General features: G+C 69.1%; 30 protein-coding genes, 4 tRNA genes and 1 pseudogene. 27 read left to right on the top strand and 8 right to left on the bottom strand.

Annotated features, from left to right (window positions below; genetic code table 11):
- The first annotated feature begins 507 nt into the window (after positions 1–507).
- The 4 genes from ACZ7CD_RS01540 to ACZ7CD_RS01525 all read left to right on the top strand — a co-directional run bounded on the left by ACZ7CD_RS01540 (position 508) and on the right by ACZ7CD_RS01525 (position 2553).
- Complete coding sequence (locus tag ACZ7CD_RS01540; protein ID WP_470378148.1) at positions 508–663, top strand: hypothetical protein; 156 nt, start codon at positions 508–510, stop codon at positions 661–663.
- A gap of 57 nt (positions 664–720) precedes the next feature.
- A complete protein-coding gene (locus tag ACZ7CD_RS01535) occupies positions 721–1107 on the top strand; it encodes a hypothetical protein (protein ID WP_470369974.1) in 387 nt (128 codons plus the stop codon).
- Positions 1108–1513: 406 nt separating this feature from the next.
- On the top strand, positions 1514–2260 hold the full coding sequence (locus ACZ7CD_RS01530) for a transglycosylase SLT domain-containing protein (RefSeq protein WP_360401819.1): 747 nt from the start codon (positions 1514–1516) through the stop codon (positions 2258–2260).
- Between the two features lie 140 nt (positions 2261–2400).
- Positions 2401–2553: a hypothetical protein gene (locus ACZ7CD_RS01525; RefSeq protein ID WP_470378147.1), complete on the top strand. Its 153-nt coding sequence runs from the start codon at positions 2401–2403 to the stop codon at positions 2551–2553.
- A gap of 33 nt (positions 2554–2586) precedes the next feature.
- Here the strand turns inward: ACZ7CD_RS01525 and ACZ7CD_RS01520 are convergent, their stop codons facing one another.
- Positions 2587–3618 (bottom strand): LysR family transcriptional regulator, encoded by a 1032-nt coding sequence (locus ACZ7CD_RS01520; RefSeq protein WP_360401825.1) that lies wholly within the window; start codon positions 3616–3618, stop codon positions 2587–2589.
- A gap of 225 nt (positions 3619–3843) precedes the next feature.
- Here ACZ7CD_RS01520 and ACZ7CD_RS01515 point away from each other — a divergent pair, with 225 nt between their 5' ends.
- Genes ACZ7CD_RS01515 through htpX form a run of 4 tightly spaced genes read left to right on the top strand, consistent with a single transcriptional unit; the run spans position 3844 to position 6134 of the window.
- On the top strand, positions 3844–4254 hold the full coding sequence (locus ACZ7CD_RS01515; protein WP_360401828.1) for an NADH-quinone oxidoreductase subunit B: 411 nt from the start codon (positions 3844–3846) through the stop codon (positions 4252–4254).
- On the top strand, positions 4251–4784 hold the full coding sequence (locus tag ACZ7CD_RS01510; RefSeq protein ID WP_360401831.1) for an NADH-quinone oxidoreductase subunit C: 534 nt from the start codon (positions 4251–4253) through the stop codon (positions 4782–4784). The genes ACZ7CD_RS01515 and ACZ7CD_RS01510 overlap by 4 nt, the downstream gene beginning before the upstream one ends.
- Positions 4781–5251 (top strand): 4Fe-4S binding protein, encoded by a 471-nt coding sequence (locus ACZ7CD_RS01505; protein WP_470378146.1) that lies wholly within the window; start codon positions 4781–4783, stop codon positions 5249–5251. Before ACZ7CD_RS01510 ends, ACZ7CD_RS01505 begins: the two co-directional genes overlap by 4 nt.
- A 19-nt stretch (positions 5252–5270) precedes the next feature.
- On the top strand, positions 5271–6134 hold the full coding sequence (gene htpX / locus ACZ7CD_RS01500; protein WP_470378145.1) for a zinc metalloprotease HtpX: 864 nt from the start codon (positions 5271–5273) through the stop codon (positions 6132–6134).
- Here the strand turns inward: htpX and rfbA are convergent.
- Both rfbA and ACZ7CD_RS01490 read right to left on the bottom strand, forming a co-directional pair.
- Positions 6131–7003, bottom strand: coding sequence for a glucose-1-phosphate thymidylyltransferase RfbA (gene rfbA, locus ACZ7CD_RS01495; protein ID WP_360401840.1), 873 nt, complete (start codon positions 7001–7003; stop codon positions 6131–6133). The genes htpX and rfbA overlap by 4 nt on opposite strands.
- Positions 7000–7491, bottom strand: coding sequence for a YajQ family cyclic di-GMP-binding protein (locus ACZ7CD_RS01490; RefSeq protein ID WP_065915931.1), 492 nt, complete (start codon positions 7489–7491; stop codon positions 7000–7002). The genes rfbA and ACZ7CD_RS01490 overlap by 4 nt, the downstream gene beginning before the upstream one ends.
- 120 nt (positions 7492–7611) lie before the next feature.
- On the opposite strand from ACZ7CD_RS01490, the gene ACZ7CD_RS01485 reads away from it, so the two are divergent.
- Positions 7612–7692: transfer RNA gene (locus ACZ7CD_RS01485), tRNA-Tyr, on the top strand.
- A gap of 86 nt (positions 7693–7778) precedes the next feature.
- Here ACZ7CD_RS01485 and ACZ7CD_RS01480 read toward each other — a convergent pair.
- Positions 7779–8135 (bottom strand): winged helix-turn-helix transcriptional regulator, encoded by a 357-nt coding sequence (locus tag ACZ7CD_RS01480; RefSeq protein ID WP_470373088.1) that lies wholly within the window; start codon positions 8133–8135, stop codon positions 7779–7781.
- Between the two features lie 83 nt (positions 8136–8218).
- Here ACZ7CD_RS01480 and ACZ7CD_RS01475 point away from each other — a divergent pair, with 83 nt between their 5' ends.
- The 3 genes from ACZ7CD_RS01475 (at position 8219) to ACZ7CD_RS01465 (ending at position 10267) form a co-directional block, all read left to right on the top strand.
- The gene (locus ACZ7CD_RS01475; protein ID WP_470373089.1) at positions 8219–9040 is read left to right on the top strand and encodes an NAD(P)-dependent oxidoreductase; all 822 of its coding nucleotides are present in this window, start codon (positions 8219–8221) and stop codon (positions 9038–9040) included.
- Positions 9037–9756, top strand: a complete 720-nt coding sequence (locus ACZ7CD_RS01470; protein ID WP_470378144.1) for an SDR family NAD(P)-dependent oxidoreductase — start codon at positions 9037–9039, stop codon at positions 9754–9756. Before ACZ7CD_RS01475 ends, ACZ7CD_RS01470 begins: the two co-directional genes overlap by 4 nt.
- An 85-nt stretch (positions 9757–9841) precedes the next feature.
- The gene (locus ACZ7CD_RS01465) at positions 9842–10267 is read left to right on the top strand and encodes a carboxymuconolactone decarboxylase family protein (RefSeq protein WP_360401853.1); all 426 of its coding nucleotides are present in this window, start codon (positions 9842–9844) and stop codon (positions 10265–10267) included.
- 109 nt (positions 10268–10376) lie between these two features.
- Here the strand turns inward: ACZ7CD_RS01465 and ACZ7CD_RS01460 are convergent, their stop codons facing one another.
- Positions 10377–10586: a hypothetical protein gene (locus ACZ7CD_RS01460; RefSeq protein WP_458430167.1), complete on the bottom strand. Its 210-nt coding sequence runs from the start codon at positions 10584–10586 to the stop codon at positions 10377–10379.
- Between the two features lie 162 nt (positions 10587–10748).
- Positions 10749–11543, bottom strand: coding sequence for a GNAT family N-acetyltransferase (locus tag ACZ7CD_RS01455; protein WP_360401859.1), 795 nt, complete (start codon positions 11541–11543; stop codon positions 10749–10751).
- Positions 11544–11573: 30 nt separating this feature from the next.
- Between ACZ7CD_RS01455 and ACZ7CD_RS01450 the strand changes: the two genes are divergently transcribed.
- The 12 genes from ACZ7CD_RS01450 to rplA all read left to right on the top strand — a co-directional run bounded on the left by ACZ7CD_RS01450 (position 11574) and on the right by rplA (position 19538).
- Entirely contained in the window at positions 11574–12326 is a 753-nt protein-coding gene (locus tag ACZ7CD_RS01450; RefSeq protein ID WP_470378143.1) for a PhzF family phenazine biosynthesis protein, read from the top strand.
- A 157-nt stretch (positions 12327–12483) separates the two neighbouring features.
- A complete protein-coding gene (locus ACZ7CD_RS01445; RefSeq protein ID WP_470378142.1) occupies positions 12484–15090 on the top strand; it encodes a putative bifunctional diguanylate cyclase/phosphodiesterase in 2607 nt (868 codons plus the stop codon).
- A 74-nt stretch (positions 15091–15164) separates the two neighbouring features.
- A tRNA-Thr gene (locus ACZ7CD_RS01440) sits at positions 15165–15240 on the top strand.
- Positions 15241–15282: 42 nt separating this feature from the next.
- Positions 15283–15355 (top strand) — tRNA-Met (locus tag ACZ7CD_RS01435).
- Positions 15356–15526: 171 nt separating this feature from the next.
- Positions 15527–15691, top strand: coding sequence for a 50S ribosomal protein L33 (rpmG, locus tag ACZ7CD_RS01430; protein WP_053733184.1), 165 nt, complete (start codon positions 15527–15529; stop codon positions 15689–15691).
- A 72-nt stretch (positions 15692–15763) separates the two neighbouring features.
- Complete coding sequence (locus tag ACZ7CD_RS01425; RefSeq protein ID WP_360401868.1) at positions 15764–16213, top strand: MaoC family dehydratase N-terminal domain-containing protein; 450 nt, start codon at positions 15764–15766, stop codon at positions 16211–16213.
- On the top strand, positions 16210–16617 hold the full coding sequence (locus tag ACZ7CD_RS01420; RefSeq protein WP_470370014.1) for a MaoC/PaaZ C-terminal domain-containing protein: 408 nt from the start codon (positions 16210–16212) through the stop codon (positions 16615–16617). Before ACZ7CD_RS01425 ends, ACZ7CD_RS01420 begins: the two co-directional genes overlap by 4 nt.
- 235 nt (positions 16618–16852) lie before the next feature.
- Positions 16853–16925 (top strand) — tRNA-Trp (locus ACZ7CD_RS01415).
- 34 nt (positions 16926–16959) lie between these two features.
- Positions 16960–17373, top strand: a complete 414-nt coding sequence (secE, locus tag ACZ7CD_RS01410; protein WP_360401874.1) for a preprotein translocase subunit SecE — start codon at positions 16960–16962, stop codon at positions 17371–17373.
- A gap of 40 nt (positions 17374–17413) precedes the next feature.
- Complete coding sequence (nusG, locus tag ACZ7CD_RS01405) at positions 17414–18232, top strand: transcription termination/antitermination protein NusG (RefSeq protein WP_458430171.1); 819 nt, start codon at positions 17414–17416, stop codon at positions 18230–18232.
- An 85-nt stretch (positions 18233–18317) separates the two neighbouring features.
- A complete protein-coding gene (gene rplK / locus ACZ7CD_RS01400; protein ID WP_360401880.1) occupies positions 18318–18752 on the top strand; it encodes a 50S ribosomal protein L11 in 435 nt (144 codons plus the stop codon).
- Between the two features lie 75 nt (positions 18753–18827).
- A complete protein-coding gene (gene rplA / locus ACZ7CD_RS01395; RefSeq protein WP_360401883.1) occupies positions 18828–19538 on the top strand; it encodes a 50S ribosomal protein L1 in 711 nt (236 codons plus the stop codon).
- Between the two features lie 67 nt (positions 19539–19605).
- Here rplA and ACZ7CD_RS01390 read toward each other — a convergent pair.
- Positions 19606–20250: pseudogene (locus ACZ7CD_RS01390) on the bottom strand (GlxA family transcriptional regulator); the annotation flags it as partial.
- A gap of 190 nt (positions 20251–20440) precedes the next feature.
- On the opposite strand from ACZ7CD_RS01390, the gene ACZ7CD_RS01385 reads away from it, so the two are divergent.
- A complete protein-coding gene (locus tag ACZ7CD_RS01385; protein ID WP_470378141.1) occupies positions 20441–21304 on the top strand; it encodes an NAD(P)-dependent oxidoreductase in 864 nt (287 codons plus the stop codon).
- A 29-nt stretch (positions 21305–21333) separates the two neighbouring features.
- Here ACZ7CD_RS01385 and ACZ7CD_RS01380 read toward each other — a convergent pair whose 3' ends face one another.
- Positions 21334–22044: a hypothetical protein gene (locus tag ACZ7CD_RS01380; protein WP_360402186.1), complete on the bottom strand. Its 711-nt coding sequence runs from the start codon at positions 22042–22044 to the stop codon at positions 21334–21336.
- A 242-nt stretch (positions 22045–22286) separates the two neighbouring features.
- Between ACZ7CD_RS01380 and rplJ the strand changes: the two genes are divergently transcribed.
- The gene (rplJ, locus tag ACZ7CD_RS01375) at positions 22287–22841 is read left to right on the top strand and encodes a 50S ribosomal protein L10 (protein ID WP_360402183.1); all 555 of its coding nucleotides are present in this window, start codon (positions 22287–22289) and stop codon (positions 22839–22841) included.
- Positions 22842–22897: 56 nt separating this feature from the next.
- The gene (gene rplL / locus ACZ7CD_RS01370; RefSeq protein WP_360402180.1) at positions 22898–23284 is read left to right on the top strand and encodes a 50S ribosomal protein L7/L12; all 387 of its coding nucleotides are present in this window, start codon (positions 22898–22900) and stop codon (positions 23282–23284) included.
- Positions 23285–23544 lie beyond the last annotated feature (260 nt).

Below are 23544 nucleotides of genomic sequence, written 5' to 3'. Positions count from 1 at the left end.
GAGAATGCTACCCACATCGGACCGAGGATGTCTACCTCCGCCGCCACAGATTTTCTCCCGCAGGCAACGTGCACCGTCGACCAGCCGCTCATCGCAGCCCTGCGAGCTCCTACCGCCTGTGGACAACCCTTCAACGGCGCGGGAAGGCCTTCAAAGGCCCATGGAGTTCGATCAACGCGACTACCCGCTCGTTAACGCTCCTGCAGCCCACCGTGTGGACGGTGCCGCTCAACGACCAACGGCCGTATGCGCACCCTTCGGCTCCATACGCTGGCCATCGCCCGGAGGTACACGCCTAAAAAGAGGAACGGCTCCCTGGCCAGAGGGAGCCGTTCGATCACCTTCGCCGGGCTGAAACCACTCCACACGCGAAGGAGCTTGCGACAAGTGACGTTAGCCAGTCGGTCCGCCGCCCAGAACCACGCGGACGACGAACGGTCGGTCGCGCCTGCCGGCCAGCACGCCTGTTCCCGCCGAAGCGAAGGACCCGCCGAGAACCTCTGGTCCATGATCCGCCACCACACGTCCAGTTGGTCACTGCTGCTGCGCCTGCTCACGCTCGCGCTCGGCGTTGCCTTGTTGTTGGGCGCGGCCACCGCGCTGATGTGGCTCCTCGGCATGAGGGTCGGCATCGCGGGCTTCGAGGTGGCACCCGCGTCCTGAACCGGTGGCCCTCGTCAACGGTGCCGAGGGCCACCGAACGGCAGTAGCCTCCGGCGGGTGCCCACCGTTCTCGTCATCGGCTTCGACCCGCACACCATCCCCGGTTACGACCCGGACGCCGTCGCCGCGGCCATCGAGCAGGGCAGCAGGCTCGTGGCCGAGCTCGGTCTCGCCGAGGACCTCCACCTCGTCGACTTCGCCCAGCTCGGCGACGCCGCGCTGGCCGGGATCGCCGACCGGCTCAAGGTCAAGCGGTACGACTGCGTGGTCGTCGGTGGCGGCATCCGCAAGCAGCCGGAGTTGCTGGAGGTGTTCCAGCAGGTGGTGAACCTCGTGCACTGGCTCCAGCCGGACGCGGCCATCGCGTTCAACAGCGGGCCGAGCGACAGCGCGGACTGGGTGCTCAAGGCGCTGGAGCAGAGGCGCCAGAACAACCGGCCGTGAACCGCGGCGGCCACGCTTCCGTACCTCTCGTCAGAACTGTGTGCCAAGCGAGCACCGAGTCGGCAGACAGCTCCGCCGGTTCGCCAGGAGGCAACGATGAACACATCACGGAAGCATTCACAGCAGTGCTGACTGTGTGTTAGCAACGGATCGCCCAAGTCATCGGAAACGTGACGAGAGTCACCGAACGGGTGCCCAGGCTTGCCTGTGCTCGTGACGCGAGGTTACGTTCTCGCCCGCCGATAACGGTTTGGTCACTGGCAGGACACGGGAACCGCAGCTCGAAGGGTTCCGCAGGTCCGCCCGGAATCCCCCGCCGGGAACGCCGGAGACCAAGCTCCCCGACGCAGGAGGCTCCCCCTTGGCCCGGCACAGCAAGGCCGCCGGCCGAACCGTGTACACGGTCGTGCCCAAAGCAGAAGTGAAGCCCGGTTCCCACCGCGCCGAGGACGACAAGGTCCCGCTCGCCCACCGCGTGAGCGCCATCGTCGTCGCGGCGGGTGTCGCCGCCGGCACGGCCGCCATCGCCAACGCGGCCACCAGTGGCTCCTCCACCGACCTCGCCGCGGGTGCGGCCGAGCTCGGGGCGGCTCCGCAGACGCAGCAGGCCTTGAAGACCGTGCACGACGTCAACCCCGGCGGTGAGGTCGGGCGCCTGCTGCAGTTCCAGCAGATGTACGCGATGCAGACGTTCGAGCAGGCGAGCAAGATCGCCAAGGACGCGCACGCGCAGCGGGTGGAGGCGGCTCGCGTCGAGGCGGAGCTCCAGGCCGAGATGCGCAAGCCGGCCAAGCAGCGCGAGGTCGAGGGCTGGATCAAGGAAGCCATCAAGGTCCTGCAGGCCAACGGCACCAACATCGACAACAGCAGCCTCGACGAGATCTACACGATCATCATGAAGGAGTCGAACGGCAACCCGAACGCCGTCAACAACTGGGACTCCAACGCGCTGCGCGGCACCCCGTCCAAGGGGCTCATGCAGTGCATCGACCCGACGTTCCGCGCGTACAAGCTGCCGGGGTACGACAACATCCTGGCGCCGGTCGACAACATCATCGCCGGTGTCCGCTACACCTACGCGCGCTACGGCGGCTTCCACAACCACCCGGGTCTGGTCAACATGAACCTGGGCGGCGGGTACCTGGGGTACTGAGAACGGTCGCCCCGGGGTGCGGGAACCCCATCGGCGGGCGATGCTGTCAACAGAGTTCACCCACAAGCATGGCGGCCCTAGCGGGCGCACGCCCGGTAGTGCTCCCATCGAAGCGATCCCCCGAACGCAGGGAGTGGCCGATGAACGAGCAACAGGCACCCGACACCGAGCTGGCGAAGATCCGCTCGGAGGCGACGAGCTGGCTGGCCAAGATGGCCAAGGCCCAGCACCGTTCCAAAGTCGAGCCCCGCAGGCCTGAGCACGACGCCATGACACCCGCGAAGACGCAGTAGCGCAGCACCCGCAGGACCCCGGGAGCGCCTCGGCTACGGCCGGGGCGCTTCTGCTGTGAAGGCCGCCCACAGCAGGTTGAGCGGGTGATCGGCCGGGTGCTTCGACAGTTCGTCCGTTCGGGCGAAAACGCCGACGAGCCGCTCCAGCGAGTCATCTGCGAGCTCGACGACCCGGAGGCCGCCTCCCTCCCGCAGCTCGTTGTTCGACGCCACCACGCCCAAACCGGACGTCACGATCATGGCTCCCTGGACGAGGTTCGAGCGCAGCAGCGAGATGCCGTACTGGATCTCGTCGATCTCCGCGGCGATGTCGATGCTCTGCCGGTAGTCGGGGCCGAACCAGCCGCGCAGGAACTCCGCGATCAGCCCCGCCCCCGGCACCACCAGCGGCAGGGACCGCAGCTGCGGCACCCGCACCCGTTCGCCGACGACCGCGTCCGGCAGGTTCGTCAGCAGCGCTAGGCCGCCGCGCCGCCACTCGATCACGTCGAACTCCGGCCGCTCCCAGCCGGCGCCCGCCCGCGTCACGACGCTGCCGCACACCACGTCGACCTCGCGGGTCTCCAGCTTCGTCCAGATGTCCTTGGTGCGGATGTGCACGACCTTGAGGTCCACGTCGCGCTCGCGGAACTCGTCGGCGACGTGGTGCCACGCCTTCGCGAGCGTGTCCAGCATGTATCGCGTGGTGCCGACGGTGACGGTCGTCCCGAGCTTGCGGCGGCACTCGTGAATTCCGTCGAGCCAGTCCGCGAGCGTCTCCCGCGCCATTTCGACGAGCGACTCACCGGTGGGCGTGAACAGCACGTCCCTTCCGCGTCCCTGCTTCACCACCAGCGGTTCACCGCACAGTTCCCGGAAGTTCCTGTTCAACGTGTCCAGCTGCTTCTGCACGCTCGACTGCTCACGTCCCAGCGCCCGTGCCGCGCGCAGGGCCGACCGGGTCTCGTGCACCGTCAACAGCGTCCTGAGCTGGTCCATCGTGGTGTCCAGGAGAGCGCCGGGCATGTTCAGCAGACGGTGCAGCGAGGTGCTGGTGGGCAGCACCAACTGGGACGAGCCGGACATCGGAACCCTCTCTGGTGTTCTACCGATCAGTTGAACTGAACTTGACCGCAGTTCGCAGACAGATAATCTGCAGATTCTGCCGGTAAATCCCTGGACACTTATCTGACGGTGTACAAAACTATCCGCGGCGACCACGCGTGGGAGCCGATTCCGGGGGGAATCATTGGGGGGTGGGGGTCCGCCAGGCGCAAGCCGGCGGGCCCCCAAGTATTACCCTCGCTGGTTGTGACGGCTTCCGCTCGCCTGGAATGGGGCACCACCTACCAGGTCACCGTGCTCGAACTCGGACTCGCCTGCTGCGGGGTAGAGGTGATGGCAGCGCTCGACCGCCTCCCCGGCCTCGGCGTGACGCCGGTCGACGGCGCGGGCGAGGCGCACGTGCTCGTCGTCTCCGGCACCGTCACGGACGTCATGTTGCCCGCTGTGCTCCGCAGTTACGAGGCCATGCCGGAACCCAGGTACGTGATCTCCGTGGGTGCCTGCAGCAACACCGGCGGCCCGTACTGGGACTCCTACAGCGTCACCAAGGGCATCGACCAGGCGTTGCCGGTCCACGTTGCCGTCCCCGGCTGCCCGCCACGCCCGGAGGCGCTGCTCGAAGGCCTCAGGGCGCTGCACCGGCTGGTGAACGCGTGACGACCACCCCCAAGACCGCGTTCGGGCAGACGGTCCACCACGTCGAGCTCGCCGACTGGCTCACCACCGCCACCGAGCACCACGCCGCGGGCTTCGCGATGTTCGACTGGCTCGGCGTCGAGGACGCGGGCCGGCCCGGTGCCGTCGGCCGGCGCCACGCCGTGTTCCTGCACGTCATCGACCCGAGCACGCGCGAAGGCGTCATGCTGCGCACCGAGGTCGGCCAGGACGACCCGCTGCCGAGCGTCGCCCACCTCTGGCGCGGCGCCGAGTGGCACGAGCGCGAGGCCGCGGAGATGTTCGGCATCGTGCTCACCACGCCCGGCGACCGCCTGCTGCTGCCCGACAGCTTCCAGGGCCACCCGCTGCGCAAGGACTTCGTGCTGGCCTCCAGGGTCGTGCGCCCGTGGCCGGGCCGGCTGGAGCCGGGCGAGGACAACACCAGCGCGCCCAGCCGCCGCCGCACCGCACCGCCCGGAGTGCCGGACCCGTCGTGGGGCCCGCGCCGTGAAGAGGAGAGCACGCCATGACCGGGCCGGAGAACGGCAACAGCCTCCCGCCGCGCACGAGGGGCGTTATCGCGCTGCTGGAGGCCAACTGCACGGTCTGCATGATCTGCGCGCGCGAGTGCCCCGACTGGTGCATCCACATCACGTCGCACACCGAGGTCGAGCAGCAGCCCGGCAGCGCCCGCCCGCGCAGCCGCAACGTGCTCGACCGGTTCGCGATCGACTACGGCCAGTGTCTCTACTGCGGCATCTGCGTCGAGGTCTGCCCGTTCGACGCCCTGCACTGGGCACCGGAGTTCGGCTATCCGGGCACCGGGTCGCTCGACGGCGACGGCGCCGTGGCGGAGCTGGTGCACGAACGGGACGTGCTGGCCACGTGGGTCGACCAGGTGCCACCGCCGCCCGCGCTGGACCCGGCCGCGGAACCGGCGCCGGAGACGGCCACCGGAACCGGGAGGCGACCGGGTTCGTTGAGGGGTAGGACGTGAGGAACCCGGAGGCGCAACCGTGCACAAGCACATCAACGGGTTGAAGACGGCCTTGCTGCTCGGCGGGATGAGCGCGCTGATCATCGTGATCAGCAGCCTGTTCGGCCGCACGGCACTGGTCATCGGCCTGCTGCTGGCCTTGGGCGTGAACGCCTACGCGTACTTCAACTCGGACAAGCTCGCCCTGCGCGCGATGCGGGCCAGGCCCGTGTCGCAGGTGGAGCAGCCGGTCATGTTCGCGATCGTGCGCGAGCTGTCGCAGAAGGCCAAGCAGCCGATGCCGCGGCTCTACCTGAGCCCGACGGTGGCACCGAACGCGTTCGCGACCGGCCGCAACCCGCGCAACGCCGCCGTCTGCTGCACGACCGGCATCCTGGAGCTGCTCGACGAACGCGAGCTGCGCGCGGTGCTGGGCCACGAGCTCGCCCACGTGTACAACCGCGACATCCTGATCAGCTGCGTCGCCGGCGCGCTGGCGGGCGTGATCACCATGCTCGCGAACCTGGCCCTGTTCGCCGGGATCTTCGGCGGCGGCGACGGTGACGACGACGGCCCCGGCCCGCTCGGCCTGCTGCTGATCGCGCTGCTCGGCCCGGTCGCCGCGACCGTCGTGCAGCTGGCCGTGAGCCGGTCCCGCGAGTTCCAGGCCGACCAGTCCGGCGCTGAGCTCACCGGCGACCCGCTGGCGCTGGCGAGCGCCCTGCGCAAGATCGAGCTCGGGACGCGGGCGGCACCGCTCGCACCGGAGCCGGAGGTGGTGTCGCAGAGCCACCTGATGATCGCGAACCCCTTCCGGCCCGGGGAGCAGTTCGCGCGGTGGTTCTCGTCCCACCCGCCGATCGCCGACCGCGTCCGCAGGCTCGAGGAGATGGCGCGGCGCTAGCGCGAGGTCTGCGCCACGGCCATCAGGTACTCGCCGTAGCCCGACTTGCCGAGCTTCTCGCCGAGCGCGTAGCACTCCTGCGCGGAGATGAAGCCCATGCGCAGCGCGATCTCCTCGGGACACGCGATGCGCACGCCCGTGCGGTGCTCCAGCACCTGCACGAACTGCCCGGCCTCCAGCATCGAGTCGTGCGTGCCGGTGTCGAGCCACGCGAACCCGCGGCTGAGCTCCACCAGCTGCGCCCGCCCCTCGCGCAGGTAGCGCAGGTTGACGTCGGTGATCTCCAGCTCGCCCCGCGCCGACGGCTTGAGGTTCGCCGCGATGTCGAGCACACCGTTGTCGTAGAAGTAGAGCCCGGTGATCGCCCGGTTCGACTTCGGGTGCCGGGGCTTCTCCTCGATGGAGATGAGCCGCCCGAACGCGTCGACCTCGCCCACGCCGTACCGCTCGGGGTCCTTCACCTGGTACCCGAACAGCACGCAGCCGTCCAAAGAGGACGCGTGCTGCTGCAGGGTGGTGGAGAAGCCCTGGCCGTAGAAGATGTTGTCGCCCAGCACCAGCGCCACGTCGTCGTTCCCGACGAAGTCCGCGCCGATGACGAACGCCTCGGCCAGCCCGTTCGGCGCCGCCTGCTCGGCGTACTCGAAGCGCATGCCCCACTGCGACCCGTCGCCCAGCAACCGCCGGAACAGCGGCAGGTCGACCGGCGTGGAGATGATCAGCACCTCCCGGATGCCGGCCAGCATCAGCACCGACAGCGGGTAGTAGATCATCGGCTTGTCGTAGACCGGCAGCAGCTGCTTCGAGACGGCCTGCGTGATCGGGTGCAGGCGCGTCCCGCTGCCACCGGCGAGGACGATGCCCTTCACCGGTAGTTGGTGAACTGGAGCGCGATGCCGAAGTCCGAGCCCTTCAACAGGGCGATGACGTCCTGCAGGTGGTCCTTCTTCTTGCCGGACACGCGCAGCTGGTCGCCCTGGATCTGCGCCTGCACGCCCTTGGGCGCCTCGTCGCGGATCTTCTTGGCGATCTCCTTGGCCTTCTCCGACGAGATGCCCTGCACGAGGTTCCCCGTGACCTTGAACACCTTCCCGGAGATCGCCGGCTCGCCCACCTCGAACGCCTTCATCGAGATGTTGCGCTTGACCAGCTTCTCCTGGAAGACGTCGATGGCCGCCTTGCAGCGCTCCTCGGTCTCGGAGGTGAAGGTGATCGCCTCCTCGCCGGCCCAGGCCACCGTGGTGCCGGTGCCCCGGAAGTCGAAGCGCGTGCTCAGCTCCTTGGCCGCCTGGTTGAGCGCGTTGTCGACCTCCTGCCGGTCCACCTTGCTCACCACGTCGAACGACGGGTCCGCCACGACTTCACTCCTCAACGATCTCGGGGTCTTCGTGCTGCACCGATGCTACTGGGGGACCCCGATTTGAGGCCGCCCGACGGGGTTATGTATTGTTCCCACCGCACCGTTACGACGGTGTGGGGCGGGTTGCCCGAGCGGCCAATGGGAGCGGACTGTAAATCCGTCGCGAAAGCTACAGAGGTTCGAATCCTCTACCCGCCACTCGACGCCAGGGGTCTCTGTCTGCGGACAGGGACCCCTCGTCGTTTTCCGGCTCAGCTCGTCCGATCGGGACTGAGCTCGAACGCTCACCCGTGCCGCGGAGCCGGTTCCACGCCGCGGCGGCGCGCGATGTCGGTCATGTTCTCCTCGCCCCAATCGCCCAACGGCAGCAGTGCGTCGTTCAGCCGCGTGCCCTGCGGCGTCAGCGAGTACTCGACGCGCGGCGGTACCTCGTGGAACACCTCGCGGTGCACGATCCGGTCCGCCTCCATCTCGCGCAGCACCTGGATGAGCATCTTCTCGCTGATGCCGGACACCGAGCGGCGCAGTTCGCCGGTGCGCATCGGGCCGTGGTGCAGGGCCCAGAGGATCAGGGCCTTCCAGCGGCCGCCAATCACGTCGATGGCCGCGTCGAGGCCGCACGAGTACGTCCGTGGTTTCATGCTCGATCCTTACCAAAAGGTGGGTACCTGACAAAATAGTAGGTACTTGTCGTTCTGTCAGTGTCGGCACGACGATTTCGGCCATGGGGACCAAGAAATCGGTGAGCGTGCTCGGCCTCGGCCGCATGGGCAGCGCGCTCGCCTGCGCCCTGGTCGAAAAGGGCTACGACGTGACGGTGTGGAACAGGTCGGCGGACAAACCAACGCCGGCCGGCACGACGAGGGTGCGCACGACCGAGGAAGCGTTCGAGGCGGACGTCGTGGTGACGTGCCTGACCTCCTACGCGGTGCAGCAGCCGTTGCTCAGCAAGAACATCAGGACGCTGGTCAACCTCACCAGCGGCACGCCGGAGGAGGCGCGGGCCACCGCGCGGTGGGCGTCGGACAACGGGGTCGAGTACGTCGACGGCGTGATCATGGCCGTGCCGCAGCAGATCGGGACGCCGGGTGCGCGGATCTTCTTCAGCGGCAACGAGGAACACCACGTGCTGGACGCATTCGGCGAGCCGGTGCACGTGGGGGCGGACGCCGGGCTGGCCGCGCTGTACGACCTCGGGTTGCTCGGGATCATGTGGGCGACGTTCGCCGGGTACCTGCAGGCGGTCGCGTTGCTGGGCACGGAGGGCATCACGCCGCAGCAGTTCACGCCGATGGTTGCGCAGTGGCTGAACGAGCTCGGCGGCATGCTGCCGGAGATGGGGGAGGAGACGCGGCACCGGAGCTACGAGACCGAGGTGTCCGCTTTGGACATCAACGTGGCCGGGCTGCGCATGCTCACCGAGGCCAACCGGGAGCAGGGGCTCGACACCGCGCTGCCGCAGGCGTTGCACGACCTGTACCGGCGCGCGCAGGAGCAGGGGCACGGCACGCACAGCATCGCGAGCGTCATCGAGGTGATCAGGTGAGGTACCAGGGGAAGAAGGCCGTCGTCACCGGCGGCACGCACGGCATGGGGCGCGCGGTCGTGGACAGGCTGCTCGAACAAGGCGCCGAGGTGCTGCTGACCGGGCGCAAGGCCGACGACGTCGAGCACGGCCTCTCGATGGACGCCGCGAACCTCGGCGACATCGCACGGCTCAGGGACGAGGCGAGGCGCCGGTTCGGCACCATCGACCTGCTCTTCGTCAACGTCGGCTTCTCCACGCTGACGCCGTTCGCGCAGACCGGCGAGGCCGACTACGACACGACGTTCGACGTGAACACGAAGGGCGCTTTCTTCACCGCCCAGCTGCTCGCGCCGCTGGTCGTCGAGGGTGGCTCGATCGTCTTCACCACCAGCGTCGCCACGGTGCTGGGGTCGCCGGGGCTGAGCGTCTACGCCGGGGCCAAGGCCGCGGTCAGGGCGTTCGCCAGGGGGCTCGCGGCGGAGCTGGCGCCGCGGGTCAGGGTCAACGTCGTCAGCCCCGGGTTCATCGACACGCCGTCGATGGGCGTGACCGGTGTGCCGGACGAGGTCGTCCAGCAGTTCAAGGACGAGGGCGACCGGATCACGCCGCTCAAGCGGCACGGCACGTCCGACGAGGTGGCGAAAGCCGTGCTGTTCCTCGCGTTCGAGGCGACCTTCACGACCGGGTCGGAGCTCGCCGTCGACGGTGGCCTCGGCCAGGGCGTCAGCGCCTGAGGAGAAGTTCTCGCGCCGGCCTGTCACACGTTCGCCGCCCGCCGGGTCAACAGGGCACAGGCGACGAAGACAGGGAGAACGAACCATGAGGATTGCCAACCCGGTGCTGAGTGTTCCCGGTGCGATGCAGGCGCTGCTGGCGTTGTCCGAGGCGGCCGCGACCACCGGGGTCGACAAGGACCTCGCGGAGCTGATCTGCCTGCGGGTCAGCATCATGAACGGCTGCGGGGCCTGCATCGACCACCACACCAGGCTGCTGCGCGAGGCGGGCGTCGAGGACCAGAAGATCTGGGCGATCGCGGGGTGGCGGGACGTGCCGTACTACACCGACGCGGAGAAGGCGGCGTTCGCGCTGGCCGAGCAGGTGACGCACGTGCACGTCAGCGACGAGGTGTGGAACGGGGCCGCGGAGCACTTCGACGAGGAGCAGCTGGCCGGGCTCATGCTCGTGATCGGCGCGATCAACCTGTGGAACCGCATGAACGTCGGCACCCAGCAGAAAGCCGGCTGATCCGGCGTCTCGAAGAGCGAGGCCGGCGCGCAAGAGCTTCCTCTCCCTTGCGTGCCGGCCTCACGGCGCAGCATACCTCATGTCGAACAAATGTTCGATCATCAGGCGATCAACTCGCCGCGAGCGCGGCGCGTCCGTCCTCGGTCAGCTCGGCGCACACGCGGTGCTCGAACCGGGTCGGTTCGGCCGCGCGCAGCAGTCCCGCGTGGACGAGGTCGTGCGTCGCCGTCTGGTCGCAGCACGGCAGGCCGTCGACGTACAGCTCCGGTTCCGAGCCGCCCGTCACCTCGGCCCTGCCTGCCTCGACAGCCTTCAGCATCGCGCGGGCTCTTCCGCTGAGCTCCATCTCGACCCCCAGGTGTGGTGTCCGGTCCACTTGTCCCTTTGTCGAAAAGAGTCCGCATTCGTTCCACAAGTACGGGTCGGTCCGGGTTCTTCACGGTTGCGAACGCCGTGAGCTTGACCCAGTAGGCCGTTCGGGTCACGGCGACACGCCGGGGGAGGACCTCAGCGCGGGCCGGCGCACCCACGTCGTCCAGCGCGGCCGGTAGCCGTGCGAGTACCAGAACGGCGTCGAGCGCGGGTTCGGCAGCGCGTGGTGCAGCAACGTCGACGCCACGCCCGCCCCGTCCAGTACCGCGTGGGCGTGCGCGACGAGGGCGCTGCCGGCGCCGCTGCCGCGGGCGTCGGGTCGCACGCCGAGGTGGCCGAGGTAGGCGAACGGCCGCTGCTCGGCGAACCGGTCCATCCACCCCGCGTGCCGCGGCAGGTCCACGTAGACCATCCCGACGGGCGTGCCGCCGTGGACCGCGAGCCACATCGCCTCGTGGTCGCGGTCGAGCACCTCGGCCAGCGCCGCCCGCAGGTGCTCCGCGCCGTTCGCGCGCACGGTGACCATGCCGAACTCGGCGTCGTACCGGACCGTGTGCAGGTTCAGCTCGACCGCGACGTCCAGGTCGGCGCGGGTCGCGGGGCGCACCGCGACGGTCGAGGGCCGCGCAGGGGCGGTCCGCCCGGCGAGGCGTTCCGCGACCACCGTGAGCGGGGCGAAGCCGTGGTGCAGCAACGGCGCCGCGGTCGCCGTCTCGTGGCTCGGCACGGTCACGAGCGCCGCGGTGTCGGGGTCGTCGAGACCGGTGAGCCGGGGCTCCCACTCGTCGAGCAACGCGGGCAGGTCGCAGCCGGGCCGCCAGTGCAGCCGGTGCACCCGCAGCGGCCCCCAGGTCGCCCCGATCGAGCCGGGGTCCGTCTCGGTGAAGGAGAAGTCGTCGTCCACCGGCCACTTCTACCTGGCAGGGTCGGTCCGGTGGAGATATTCGTGGTGGACTCGTTCACCGACAAGCGCTTCGCGGGCAACCCGGCCGGGGTCGTCCTCCTGACCGAACCGCGCGACGACGTGTGGATGCAGCACGTCGCCGCCGAGATGAAGCACGCCGAGACGGCCTTCGTCACCTCCGACAACCACCTGCGCTGGTTCACCCCGGAGGTCGAGGTCGACCTCTGCGGGCACGCCACGCTGGCCACCGCACACGTGCTCGGCGGCGAGCAGAGGTTCACCACGCGTAGCGGTGTGCTCACCTGCGTACCGGACAACGGGTGGATCCGGATGGACTTCCCGGCCGATCCGCCGAAGTTGACTGACCCGCCAGTCGGACTAGTGGAGGCGCTCCCACATGCGACGATCAAGTCCGTCGCGGTCGGCCGCTTCGACTACCTGATCGAGCTCGGCAGCGCGGAGGAGGTCCGTTCCCTGCGGCCCGACGTCCAAGGACTGGCACAGATGTCGTCACGTGGAGTGATCGTCACAGCGGTCGGCGATGGCGAGGCGGACATCGTCAGCCGGTGCTTCTACCCGGCCGTCGGCATCCCGGAGGACCCCGTCACCGGATCGGCGCACTGCACGCTCGCGTCCTACTGGGTGCCCCGGTTGCAGCGCGCTGACCTGCTGGCGGAGCAGGCGTCGGCGCGCGGCGGGTTCGTCAGGGCTGCTCTCGCCCAAGATCGGGTGCTGCTCTCCGGGCAGGCCGTGACGGTGCTCCAGGGGCGTCTGACCGACTAGCCACGTCTGGGTGAACAGGCGTCACGCGGGGTGCTCGACCTGCCATTTCGTCCCCCGAGCGGGGTACTCTGGTGCCCCTGGAGGGGTCCTGATCATCAAGTACGGGACCCCTCAGTCACGCCTGAGCGTCCCCACCCCAGGCCGACGAGGAGGCTGGATGTCCGACCGAGCGTCGGCCCCCGTGTCGAACTCGGCCGCCTGGTCGGCCAAGTCGACCAACCGCGCGTTCAGCGCGTTCGCCGTCACCCTCCTGGTGGCCGGCGTCGTGTGCGCGGGCATGGTCGCGGCCTGGCTCCCCGAGGAGGAGCACACCTCGCTCTTCTGGATCGGCCCGCTGCTCGTCGTCGGCTTCCTGCTGGCCGAGCAGCTCGCGATCAACGTCGACGTCCGCAGCGGCGTCGCCTGGACCATCTCCTTCACCGAGATCCCGCTGGTGCTCGGCCTGCTGGTGGCCCCGTTCGAGATCGTCCTCGCCGCGCACGTAGTCGCGGGCGTGGGCACGCTGCTGGGCAGGCGGATCCTGGACCGCGCCGTCTACAACGCGGGCCTGATGTTCATGGAGATCTCCATCGCGTTCGCCGCGGCGGCCGTGGTGAACCGGGTGGTCGGCGAGGGCGGGCCGTTCTGGGCGGGCGCGTTCGTCGGCACGATCACGGTGCCGCTGCTCGCGAGCGTCCTGGGCCTCTGCGCCCTGCGGCTCATGGGCAAGTCGATGCGGGTGGGCAACAGCCTCCGCCTCGTGCTCCAGACGCTCGTCGTGGCGCTGCTCAACACCTCGGCCGGCCTCGTCGGCTACCAGATCGTCTCGACCACGCAGTGGGGCGGCCTGCTGATCGTCCTGGTGCTCGCCGGGATCATCGCCACCTACCTCGCCTACTCCGGGCTGCTGCGCGAACAGCGCGACCTGGAGGCGCTGAGCGAGGTCAGCCTCCGCGTCGCGCGGTCGGGCCAGCACGGCACCGGCCCGCGCCAGCCCGACGACGACCTCACCGCGAACGTCGAAGAGGACGAGTGGCAGCTCATCGCGGAACGCATCCGCGAGCAGCTCAACGCCAACCGGGTCGTGCTGCGCCTGCGCACCGACCCGCAGGAAGCCATGATCACCCTCGTCGCCGGCGAACCGCTGCCGGAGGAGATGACCACGACGGACCCGCGGGCCGTGCGCGAGGACCCGGTCCTGCAGCTGCCTGGCACGCACGTCCGCTACTACCGCGTGGCCGACGCGACCGAGGACGTCACCGAGGCCCTGCTGCGCCGCGACGTGCAGGAAGCGCTGGTGGTGCCGTTGCGCGGCGCGACCCAGCTGCTCGGCGCGGTCGAGGCGCACGACCGGCTCTCCCGGTGGCGCGGCTTCGGCAAGGCCGACATCCAGCTGCTGCGCACCCTCGCCTCCCACCTCGCGACCGCCGTGGACAACCGGCGGCTGCTCGCCCGCCTGCGCCACGACGCCTACCACGACCCGCTGACCGGCCTGCTCAACCGCGCGGGCTTCCGCGAGGCCTGCGCCGAACCGCTGCGCGAGTCGAAGAGGGGCGTGGTGCTGCGCATCGACCTCGACGTCCTGTCGACGGTCTCCGACGCGCTCGGCCAGGCCTGGGGCAACCGCATGGTCGTCGCCGCCGGGCGCAGGCTGCGCGACGCGCTGGGCGCCGACGTGCCGCTGGCCCGCCTGGAGGGCGGCGCGTTCGCGGCGTTCTTCGACGACGAGCAGGCGGCAACGGCCCACGAGATCGCCGACCGGCTCCGCGCGGGCCTGTCCGTGCCGTACCCCGTCGACCGGCTGACCGTCGAGGCCTCCGCCGTCGTGGGCTACGCGTCCAAAGCGGACTCCGAGACCGAGGACCCCGACCCCGACGCGTTGCTGCAGCGGGCGGACGTCGCCGTGCGCGCCACGACGGAGGGAACGCCGGTGCGGGCCTACGCACCGAGCATGGGCCAGATCTTCCTGCGCCGCTTCCAGCTCGTGACGCAGTTCCGCCAGGCCGTCGAGACCGGGCAGATCTCCGTGCACTACCAGCCGAAGGTCGCCCTGCCCTCACGCCAGGTCGTGGGCGCGGAGGCGCTGGTGCGCTGGACGCACCCCGAGTTCGGCCGCGTCGACCCGGACGAGTTCGTGCCGGCCGTCGAGGCCACCGGCCTGGTGGACGTGCTGACGGACTTCGTGATGGACCGCGCCCTGGAACGGGTGCGCCGCTGGCTCGACCGCGGGCTGCGGATGTCCATCGCGGTCAACCTGTCCGTGCGGACGCTGGGCGACGAGGACTTCCCCAACCGCGTGGCGGCCGCGCTGGAACGCCACGACGTGCCCTCCGGCCTGCTGACCTTCGAGCTCACCGAGTCCGGCGTCATGGCCGACCCCGAGCGCGCCCTGCCGGTGCTGCGGCGCCTGCACGCGATCGGCGTCGTGCTGGCGGTCGACGACTTCGGCACCGGGTACTCCTCGCTGGCCTACCTGCGCCAGCTGCCGGTGGACGAGGTGAAGATCGACAAGTCGTTCGTGCTCGGCATGGGCACCGACCTCGGCGACATGGCCGTGGTGCGCTCGATCGTCGAGCTCGGTCACTCGCTCGGTCTCGTCGTGGTCGCCGAGGGCGTGGAGGACGACGCCGCACGTGACCAGCTGGTCGGCATGGGCTGTGACGTCGCGCAGGGGTACCTGATCTCCCGGCCGCTCTCCGAAGATCGCTTCGAGGCGTGGCTGCGGGCACGAACGGTGCAGGTCAGGGGTGCTCGCGATGAGACGGTGCTCACCTTGGTCCACTGAAGGGACCCCCGGATTTCGTTCTTGGTGGACGGGTGTTGTAGAGTTCTCCTCGCTCGGCAAGAACGAAAGAGCAAGCCCCTTTAGCTCAGTCGGCAGAGCGTCTCCATGGTAAGGAGAAGGTCTACGGTTCGATTCCGTAAAGGGGCTCCACTACTGGCCGCGGTGCTGAGCATCGCGGCTGTGGTGTGTTAAAGCGGTGTAGCTCAGTTGGTAGAGCAAGCGGCTCATAATCGCTGTGTCGCCGGTTCAAGTCCGGCCACCGCTACGTGAGTGGGTGAGGTGTGCTGGCGGAGAGCGCCAGCCGTCCTCACTCCGCCATGATTTTGGGGGCCGAGCCCCCAGACCCCCGGGCAGCACCCTCGCTGCCCATCCCCGCCAGGCGGTAAGCCCGCACTGGGTTGTCCGGGGTTCGCGTGCTCTCAGGAAGGCAAGGACCGTGGCTGCAACCGACGTACGCCCGAAGATCACCCTCGCGTGCGAGGAGTGCAAGCACCGGAACTACATCACCAGGAAGAACCGGCGCAACGACCCGGACCGCCTGGAGGTCAAGAAGTTCTGCCCGAACTGCAAGACGCACCGCGCGCACAAGGAAACCCGCTGAGCGCGTAGCGAGTCTTTCGGCGAGGCCCGTCCCACACCGTGGGGCGGGCCTCGCCGCATATAGGCTCATTCGGTGCCTCTGGACCCCGCCTTCATCGGACGTAGTTATCCGCCGTCGCAGCCGTACGACGTGAGCCGCGAGAAGATCCGCGAGTTCGCCGACGCGATCGGTGCCGACAGCCCGGCTCATCGCGACGCGGAAGCGGCGAAGGCGCTGGGGTACGGGGACGTCATCGCGCCGCCGACGTTCGCGATCGTGGTGTCGATGAAGACCAACGAGACGGTCATGTTCGACCCGGAGCTGCAGCTCGACTACAGCCGGGTCGTGCACGGCGACCAGAACTTCGTCCACCACCGGCCCATCACCGCGGGCGACCAGCTCGTGTGCGTGGCGCACATCGACGGCATCGTGGCCCGCATGGGCAACGACATGGTGACCGTCCGGACCGAGATCAGCACGGCCGAGGGCGAGCCGGTCACCACCGCCAGGTCGATGCTCGTCGTGAGGGGAGAAGACGCGTGAGCCACGAAGTCGGGACCGTGCTGCCGGCCCTGTCCGTCCGCCTCACGCGCGCCGACCTGGTGCGCTACGCGGGCGCCTCGCTGGACTTCAACCCCATCCACTGGAACGAGAAGACCGCGAAGGACGTCGGCCTGCCCGACGTCATCGCCCACGGCATGCTCACGATGGCCGTGGCGTCGCGGATCGTCGCGGAGTGGATCGGCGACCCCGGTGCGATCGTCGAGTACGGCTGCCGCTTCGGCCGGCCGGTCGTGGTGCCCAACGACGACGAGGGCGCGCTGGTCGAGGTGACCGCGAAGGTCACCAAGGACCTCGGCGACGGAACTGTGAAGGTCAACATCAACGCGGCTTTTGACGGCAAGTCGGTGTTGACGGGCGCGTTCGCCCGCGTGCGCGTGGCCTGACGATGTGATCAACGACACCGCCGGGCCACCCGGTCCGGTGGTGTTTGCCGTGCTCACGGGAGGTTCTGGTCACACCGCCGCCGCGGTTGCCCGACCCTGATTCGTCTTCTCGGCACTCGTGTGGGTAGGGTGTGCGACAGGCCGCTCGACAGATGCTTGGGCGGTCTGGTTGGAATGGACGGGGCAGGCTCCCGTACACTTCCTGCGTGGCCAGGGGATCTCTCGCAGATCCCGAAGGGGCGTAGCTCAACTGGCAGAGCAGCGGTCTCCAAAACCGCAGGTTGCAGGTTCAAGTCCTGTCGCCCCTGCTGTCGAAGCGTCATGGGTGGAGTGGAGGACGGCATGAGCGAGGGCCGCGAGCAGGACCAGCCGGAGGAGCGCGAAGGCGCTGTCCGGCCGTCCACTGCTGCGGCGCGGCGTGAACGTCGTGCCTCCTCTCGCCCGGCCGCCCGCAAGGACGGCAGCAGCGCTGAGTCGAAGAAGAGCGCCGTCAAGTCCGACGACTCGGACGACGACGCCAAGAAGGGTCGCCCGACGAAGACCCGTGATGGACAGGAGAAGGGCCCCTCGCTGATCGGGCGGTTCTTCCGCTACATCCGCGAGGTCATCAGCGAACTCCGCAAGGTGATCTGGCCGACGCGCAAGCAGCTCGTCACGTACACCGGCGTAGTCCTGGTGTTCGTGGTCGTGATGGTCGCGCTGGTGTGGGCTCTCGACCTCGGCTTCGGCGCGGCTGTTTTCGAGTTGTTCGGCTGAGCCGGACAGCTGCCGCTGCAACCAGGAAGCGAGATCCACAGTGAGCTCCGACAACGGCGTTGACGCCCAGGAGAAGACCGACCTCATCGACGACGAGGTGTCCGAGGACACCGCGGCCGACGAGACGGTCGAGTCGGAGGCTGTGGACTCCGAGGACGCCGCTGACGCCGACGTCGCGGACGAGGCCGACGAAGACGAGACCGAGGACGTCGACGTCCTCGCCATCGACGAGACCCCGATCGACGAAGAGATCGCCGACCCCGCCGAAGAGCTGCGCCAGGCCCTGCGCCACGCGCCCGGCGACTGGTACGTCGTGCACTCGTACGCCGGTTACGAGAACAAGGTCAAGGCCAACCTCGAGACCCGCATCCACACGCTCGACATGGAGGACTACATCTTCCAGGTCGAGGTGCCGACCGAAGAGGTCACCGAGATCAAGAACGGCCAGCGCAAGCTGGTGCAGCGCAAGGTGCTGCCCGGCTACATCCTGGTCCGCATGGAGCTCACCGACGCGTCCTGGAGCGCCGTCCGCAACACGCCGGGCGTGACCGGGTTCGTCGGGGCCACCTCCAAGCCCTCGCCCCTCACGATCGACGAGGTGCTGAAGTTCCTGCTCCCGCAGGGCGAGCAGAAGCCGGCAGAGGGCAAGAAGGCCGCCTCCACCACCGCGCCGAAGCCGACCATCGAGGTCGACTTCGAGGTGGGCGAGTCGGTCACCGTCATGGACGGCCCGTTCGCCACGCTGCCCGCCACGATCAGCGAGGTCAACGCGGACGGCCAGAAGCTGAAGGTCCTGGTGTCGATCTTCGGCCGGGAGACGCCGGTCGAGCTGTCGTTCAGCCAGGTCTCCAAGATCTGAGCGGTTCCCTCGAAAGAGGAACCGATCGGCCACGCTGCGGCTGGCAGGGCCGCGCGCGGACACCGCAATAACAGGAAGTACGGACATGCCACCCAAGAAGAAGAAGCTGTCAGCGATCATCAAGCTGCAGATCAAGGCTGGTGCCGCCAACCCGGCGCCGCCCGTCGGTCCCGCGCTTGGTCAGCACGGCGTCAACATCATGGAGTTCTGCAAGGCCTACAACGCCGCGACCGAGTCGCAGCGCGGTCAGGTCGTGCCGGTCGAGATCTCGGTCTACGAAGACCGCTCGTTCGACTTCAAGCTGAAGACCCCGCCGGCCGCGCGCCTCATCCTCGCCGCCGCCGGCGTCGACAAGGGATCGGGCGAGCCGCACCGCGTCAAGGTCGCCAAGGTGACCATGGAGCAGGTGCGCCAGATCGCGCAGACCAAGATGGTCGACCTGAACGCGAACGACGTCGACCAGGCCGCGAAGATCATCGCCGGCACCGCCCGTTCCATGGGCATCACGGTCGAAGGCTGATCTTTCTCTTTCGCAAGCGTGGGAGAGCCGAGCGCGGCTCATTCACCACGACTGATCCACGGTTAGGACAGAGTCATGAAGCGCAGCAAGGCCTACAAGGCCGCAGCCGAGCTGGTGGACCGGGAGCGGCTGTACTCGCCGCTGGAGGCCGCCAAGCTCGCCAAGGAAACGTCCAAGGTGAAGCTGGACTCGACCGTCGAGGTCGCGATTCGCCTCGGCGTCGACCCCCGCAAGGCCGACCAGATGGTCCGCGGCACCGTGAACCTGCCGCACGGTACGGGCAAGACCGCCCGCGTGATCGTCTTCGCAACCGGTGACAAGGCCGCAGAGGCCGAGGCCGCCGGTGCGGACGCCGTCGGCGCCGAAGACCTCATCGAGCGCATCCAGGGTGGCTGGCTCGACTTCGACGCCGCGATCGCGACCCCCGACCAGATGGCGAAGGTCGGCCGCATCGCCCGCATCCTCGGCCCGCGTGGCCTGATGCCGAACCCCAAGACCGGCACCGTGACCCCCGAGGTCGCGAAGGCGGTGAACGACATCAAGGGCGGTAAGATCAACTTCCGCGTCGACAAGCAGGCCAACCTGCACTTCGTGATCGGCAAGGTGTCGTTCGACCCCGAGAAGCTGGTCGAGAACTACGCCGCGGCTCTGGACGAGGTGCTCCGCGCCAAGCCGTCCGCGGCCAAGGGCCGGTACGTCAAGAAGGTCACCGTCTCCACGACGATGGGCCCCGGCATCCCGGTCGACCCGAACCGCACCCGCAACATGCTGGTGGACGAGGCCTGAGCCTCGCGGTTCTGAAGCACCCGTGAAAGGCCCCCGGCGCACGCCGGGGGCCTTTTGCCTGCGTCGCTCAGTGCTGCTCGACGGGCGGTGAGGCCCGCTTCCGCCGCTCCGGCTGCCACGCCTGCCGGTAGTCGCTGGGCGACACCCCGACCTGCTTCAGGAAGTGGTGCCGCAGGTTGTTCGCCGTGCCGATGCCGCTCAACGCCGCGATCTTCTCCACCGGCAGGTCGGTCGACTCCAGCAGCGCCTGCGCCCTGGCGATGCGTTCGTTGAGCAGCCACTGCAACGGCGTGGTTCCGGTGGCCGCGTGCAGGCGGCGGTAGAACGTCCGCGGGCTCACGGCGGCGCGGCGGGCCAGGGCGTCGATGGTCAGCGGTTCGTCCAGGCGTTCGCAAGCCCAGTCGAGGGCCGCGGTCATGCCCGCGCTCGTGAGGACGTCGCCGTCGTCGACGTGGAGGACCGAGTCGTCGACCCGCACCGCGGGGTAGCGCTCGGCGAGCAGTGCGGTGTGCATCCAGTGGGCCGTTGCCCTGCGGCCGTCGAGGAGGCCCGCTTCGGCCAGTGCGAAGGCGCCGACGCAGAGGGAGACGATGCGGGCGTCGGCCTCGTGTGCTTCGCGGAGGGCGGAGACCAGGGCGGGTGGGACCGGGGCGTTGTCCTCGATGACCTCCTCCGGCACCCACGGGACGATGACGGTGTCCGCTCGTGCGAGGGTCGGGGTGCGGCGTGCCGAAGACGGCCGCGAGGATGCCCAGTTCGTAGAGGTCCAGGACGCCGAAGTCGTCGGGCACGACCAGGGCGACGGAGCCGGCGGTCATGCGACCCAGCCTATGGCAGGAATTTGATGGACGGGGGCATTCCGGTCACTGGTTGCGGTGATCACCGGTGGCGAAGCTGGAGCCATGACAACTGAGGCGATCACGGTGCTGGGGCTGGGCAACCTCGGACGTGCCGTGGCGGAGGCGTTCCTGCGGGGCGGGCACCCCACGACGGTGTGGAACCGTTCTGCCGCAAAGGCTTTGGCGCTCGTGGAGGGTGGTGCGACCGCGGCGGCCACCGTCGGGGAGGCGGTCGCGGCGGGTGAGCTCGTGGTCGTGGCCGTGCTCGACCAGCGGGCGGTGCGGGAGGTGCTGCACGGGGTGGACGTGCGGGGGCGGGCGTTGGTGAACCTCACCTCCGGCACGCCGGACGAGGCGCGCGCGGTGGCGCGGTGGGCCGGGGAGAACGGCGCGGAGTACCTGCACGGCGCGGTCTACGCGGTGCCGCAGACGATCGGGACCGCGGCGTCGTCGATCAACTGCAGCGGTTCCGCCGCGGTGCACGAGCGGTTGGGGCTGCTCGGGAAGGTCACGTTCCTCGGCGCCGACGCCGGGCGCGCGTCCGGGTACGACGTGGCGGTCCTGGCCGGGATGTACGGGCTGATCGGCGGGTTCCTGCACGCGGCGGCGCTGGCGCGGGCCGGTGGCATCAAGGCCACCGAGCTCACGCCGATGTTGTTGTCGTGGCTGGTGGACCTGCACCCCGCGCTGGTCGCGTTCGCCGAGGAGGTCGACTCGGCCGCCTACGCTGGCGGGGAGTCGAGCCTCGCGATGAACCAGAGCGGGCTGGCCACGCTGATCCGCGCCGCCGAGGCGCAGGGCGTGCCGTTCGCGGGATTCGACGCCGTCAAGGCGCTGGTCGACCGGCAGGTCGCCGAAGGGCGGGGCGCGGAGAGCCTGGCCCGCGCCGTCGAGTCCCTCGGCGGCTCACCCCGGCGTGCGGGCTGACAGCAGGAACACCGGGCGAGCCGCCCTGCTCAACCGCAGGTGCTCGGGTTCCAGTCGGTGATGACCCAGCCGGAGCCGACCTTCTCGACGACGAACGTGCCCAGCCGCGGGCCGCCCTCGACGGTCAGCGCGCAGGAGTCGATGGTGACCTTGGTGGAGGTCGGGGTCTTCAGCATCTCGGGCGGGAACATGACCTGCTGGTACCGGTCGACGTTGGTGACCTGCGCCCGCAGCCCCTTCACCGCGGCGGCGCAATCGCTTGCGCCCTGGGCGTTCGCGAACTTCTGGCGGGTGTCGTCGCGCAGGATCAGCGTGCAGGCGCGGGTCGTGTCGGCGAAGGAGACGTGCTTGTAGAACATGCCGACGGTGCCCTGCAGGCCCGCGGGTGCGGACAGTCCCTGTGCCGCACCGGTCACGCCGCCGCTGTCCTGCGCGATGTCGCCGGGGTCGTCGGTGCCGAAGAAGTGGTTGTAGGCCCAGATCGCCGAGCCCAGCACGACGAGGAACGTCAGCACGCGCCAGAAGAGCGCGCTGCCGAGGATGAACAGCACCCACCGCAGCCGGTTGCCGGGGCCCGGCCTGGGTGCCTGCGGCGCTTGGCCGGTGGCCTCCTGGTAGCGCTGGAACTCCTGGAAGCGCTGGAACTCCTGGAACTGCCGGAGCTGTTCGGGGTCCATCGGGGGCTGCGGCGGCTGCGGGGGCTGCCGGGGTGCGAGGTCCTTGCCGGGCTCGTCCGTCACAGGTCACATCATGCCGATTTGGAGTGGCCGTACACAGTCGAGTAGTCTTTTCCTGGTTCTACCGAAGACCGCTGGTTTTCTCCGCGAGGAGAACGAAGGCCCCGTTGCAACACGGGCGGCCCGCGCAGGGAGGACGAGGCTCAGCTTGTCGTGACGCCCCGTGCTGCTTGTGCGCGTGGGCGTTTTTGTTGTTTCGGAGCCTTCTCGAACCGGCGGTCACCCAGCCCAGAGAGGAGGCGATCATGGCGAAGCCCAGCAAGGTTACGGCGGTCGCTGAGCTCGCGGACCAGTTCCGCAGCAGCTCGGCAGCGGTTGTCACCGAGTACCGTGGCCTCTCCATGGCGCAGCTCACGACGCTGCGTCGCGCTCTCGGCGCGGGCACCAAGTACACCGTCGCGAAGAACACGCTGGTCAAGCTGGCCGCCGCGGACGCCGGCATCGAGGGCCTCGAGGCTCTCCTGTCCGGTCCGACCGCCATCGCGTTCGTCGAGGGCGAGCCCGTCGACGCCGCCAAGGCGATCCGCGACTTCGCGAAGGACAACAAGGCCCTGATCATCAAGGGCGGCTTCATGGATGGCCGCCCGCTCTCGGTCGACGAGGTCACGGCTATCGCCGACCTCGAAAGCCGTGAGGTGCTGCTCGCGAAGCTCGCGGGCGCGATGAAGGGCAACCTGGCCAAGGCCGCGGGTCTGTTCAACGCCCCGGCTTCCCAGGTCGCTCGCCTGGCTGCTGCCCTGCAGGAGAAGAAGGCCGAGTCGGCTCCCGCCGCCGAAGCCGACGCTCCCGCCGAAAGCTGATCACCCGAAGACACACCCGACGCTTTCGCGCGGGAAATTAGAAAGGACCGCCGATCATGGCGAAGCTCAGCACCGAAGAGCTGCTCGACGCGTTCAAGGAGATGACCCTCCTGGAGCTGTCGGCGTTCGTGAAGCAGTTCGAGGAGACCTTCGAGGTCACCGCCGCGGCTCCGGTCGCCGTCGCTGCCGCCGGCCCGGCCGGCCCCGCCGCCGCCGAGGTCGAGGAGAAGGACGAGTTCGACGTCGTCCTCGAGTCCGCCGGTGACAAGAAGATCCAGGTCATCAAGGTCGTCCGCGAGGTCGTCTCGGGCCTGGGCCTGAAGGAGGCCAAGGAGCTGGTCGAGTCCGCTCCGAAGCCGATCCTCGAGGGTGTCGCGAAGGACGTCGCGGACGCCGCCAAGGAGAAGCTCGAGGCCGCCGGCGCCAAGATCACCCTCAAGTGATCCGGGCCCCCTCGGGGGCTTGGCGTTCAGCCGCTTGAAACGGGCGTGCACCCACAACGGGGGTGCACGCCCGTTGTGCTTTTGCCGTCACGCGGGGGCCCCGCGTTCCCCACAGGGAAACGCGGGCCCCCGCGTGACTTCCGGTATGCGGAAGTTGGGGTTGGGTGACCGTTTCACGAGGTCACGCTCAGTGCTGTTATCCGAACGCAACCGCCATTAACCCAACTGGTGAGTAACCTCCCGCGAACGAACTCGTTGCC

This window comes from Lentzea sp. NPDC036949, assembly GCF_055608075.1.
This window is presented reverse-complemented; position numbering and strand designations above follow the sequence as displayed.

What these genes read in the sequence shown, in the direction of transcription:
- ACZ7CD_RS01465 (WP_360401853.1), top strand. Translation starts at nt 9,842, where the DNA reads ATGAGGATTGCCAACCCGGTGCTGAGTGTTCCCGGTGCGATGCAGGCG.
- rplJ (WP_360402183.1), top strand. Translation starts at nt 22,287, where the DNA reads ATGGCGAAGCCCAGCAAGGTTACGGCGGTCGCTGAGCTCGCGGACCAG.
- ACZ7CD_RS01505 (WP_470378146.1), top strand. Translation starts at nt 4,781, where the DNA reads ATGACCGGGCCGGAGAACGGCAACAGCCTCCCGCCGCGCACGAGGGGC.
- ACZ7CD_RS01540 (WP_470378148.1), top strand. Translation starts at nt 508, where the DNA reads ATGATCCGCCACCACACGTCCAGTTGGTCACTGCTGCTGCGCCTGCTC.
- secE (WP_360401874.1), top strand. Translation starts at nt 16,960, where the DNA reads ATGAGCGAGGGCCGCGAGCAGGACCAGCCGGAGGAGCGCGAAGGCGCT.
- ACZ7CD_RS01525 (WP_470378147.1), top strand. Translation starts at nt 2,401, where the DNA reads ATGAACGAGCAACAGGCACCCGACACCGAGCTGGCGAAGATCCGCTCG.
- rplK (WP_360401880.1), top strand. Translation starts at nt 18,318, where the DNA reads ATGCCACCCAAGAAGAAGAAGCTGTCAGCGATCATCAAGCTGCAGATC.
- ACZ7CD_RS01385 (WP_470378141.1), top strand. Translation starts at nt 20,441, where the DNA reads ATGACAACTGAGGCGATCACGGTGCTGGGGCTGGGCAACCTCGGACGT.
- rplL (WP_360402180.1), top strand. Translation starts at nt 22,898, where the DNA reads ATGGCGAAGCTCAGCACCGAAGAGCTGCTCGACGCGTTCAAGGAGATG.
- ACZ7CD_RS01445 (WP_470378142.1), top strand. Translation starts at nt 12,484, where the DNA reads ATGTCCGACCGAGCGTCGGCCCCCGTGTCGAACTCGGCCGCCTGGTCG.
- ACZ7CD_RS01480 (WP_470373088.1), bottom strand. Translation starts at nt 8,135, where the DNA reads ATGAAACCACGGACGTACTCGTGCGGCCTCGACGCGGCCATCGACGTG.
- ACZ7CD_RS01520 (WP_360401825.1), bottom strand. Translation starts at nt 3,618, where the DNA reads ATGTCCGGCTCGTCCCAGTTGGTGCTGCCCACCAGCACCTCGCTGCAC.
- ACZ7CD_RS01475 (WP_470373089.1), top strand. Translation starts at nt 8,219, where the DNA reads ATGGGGACCAAGAAATCGGTGAGCGTGCTCGGCCTCGGCCGCATGGGC.
- rplA (WP_360401883.1), top strand. Translation starts at nt 18,828, where the DNA reads ATGAAGCGCAGCAAGGCCTACAAGGCCGCAGCCGAGCTGGTGGACCGG.
- ACZ7CD_RS01460 (WP_458430167.1), bottom strand. Translation starts at nt 10,586, where the DNA reads ATGCTGAAGGCTGTCGAGGCAGGCAGGGCCGAGGTGACGGGCGGCTCG.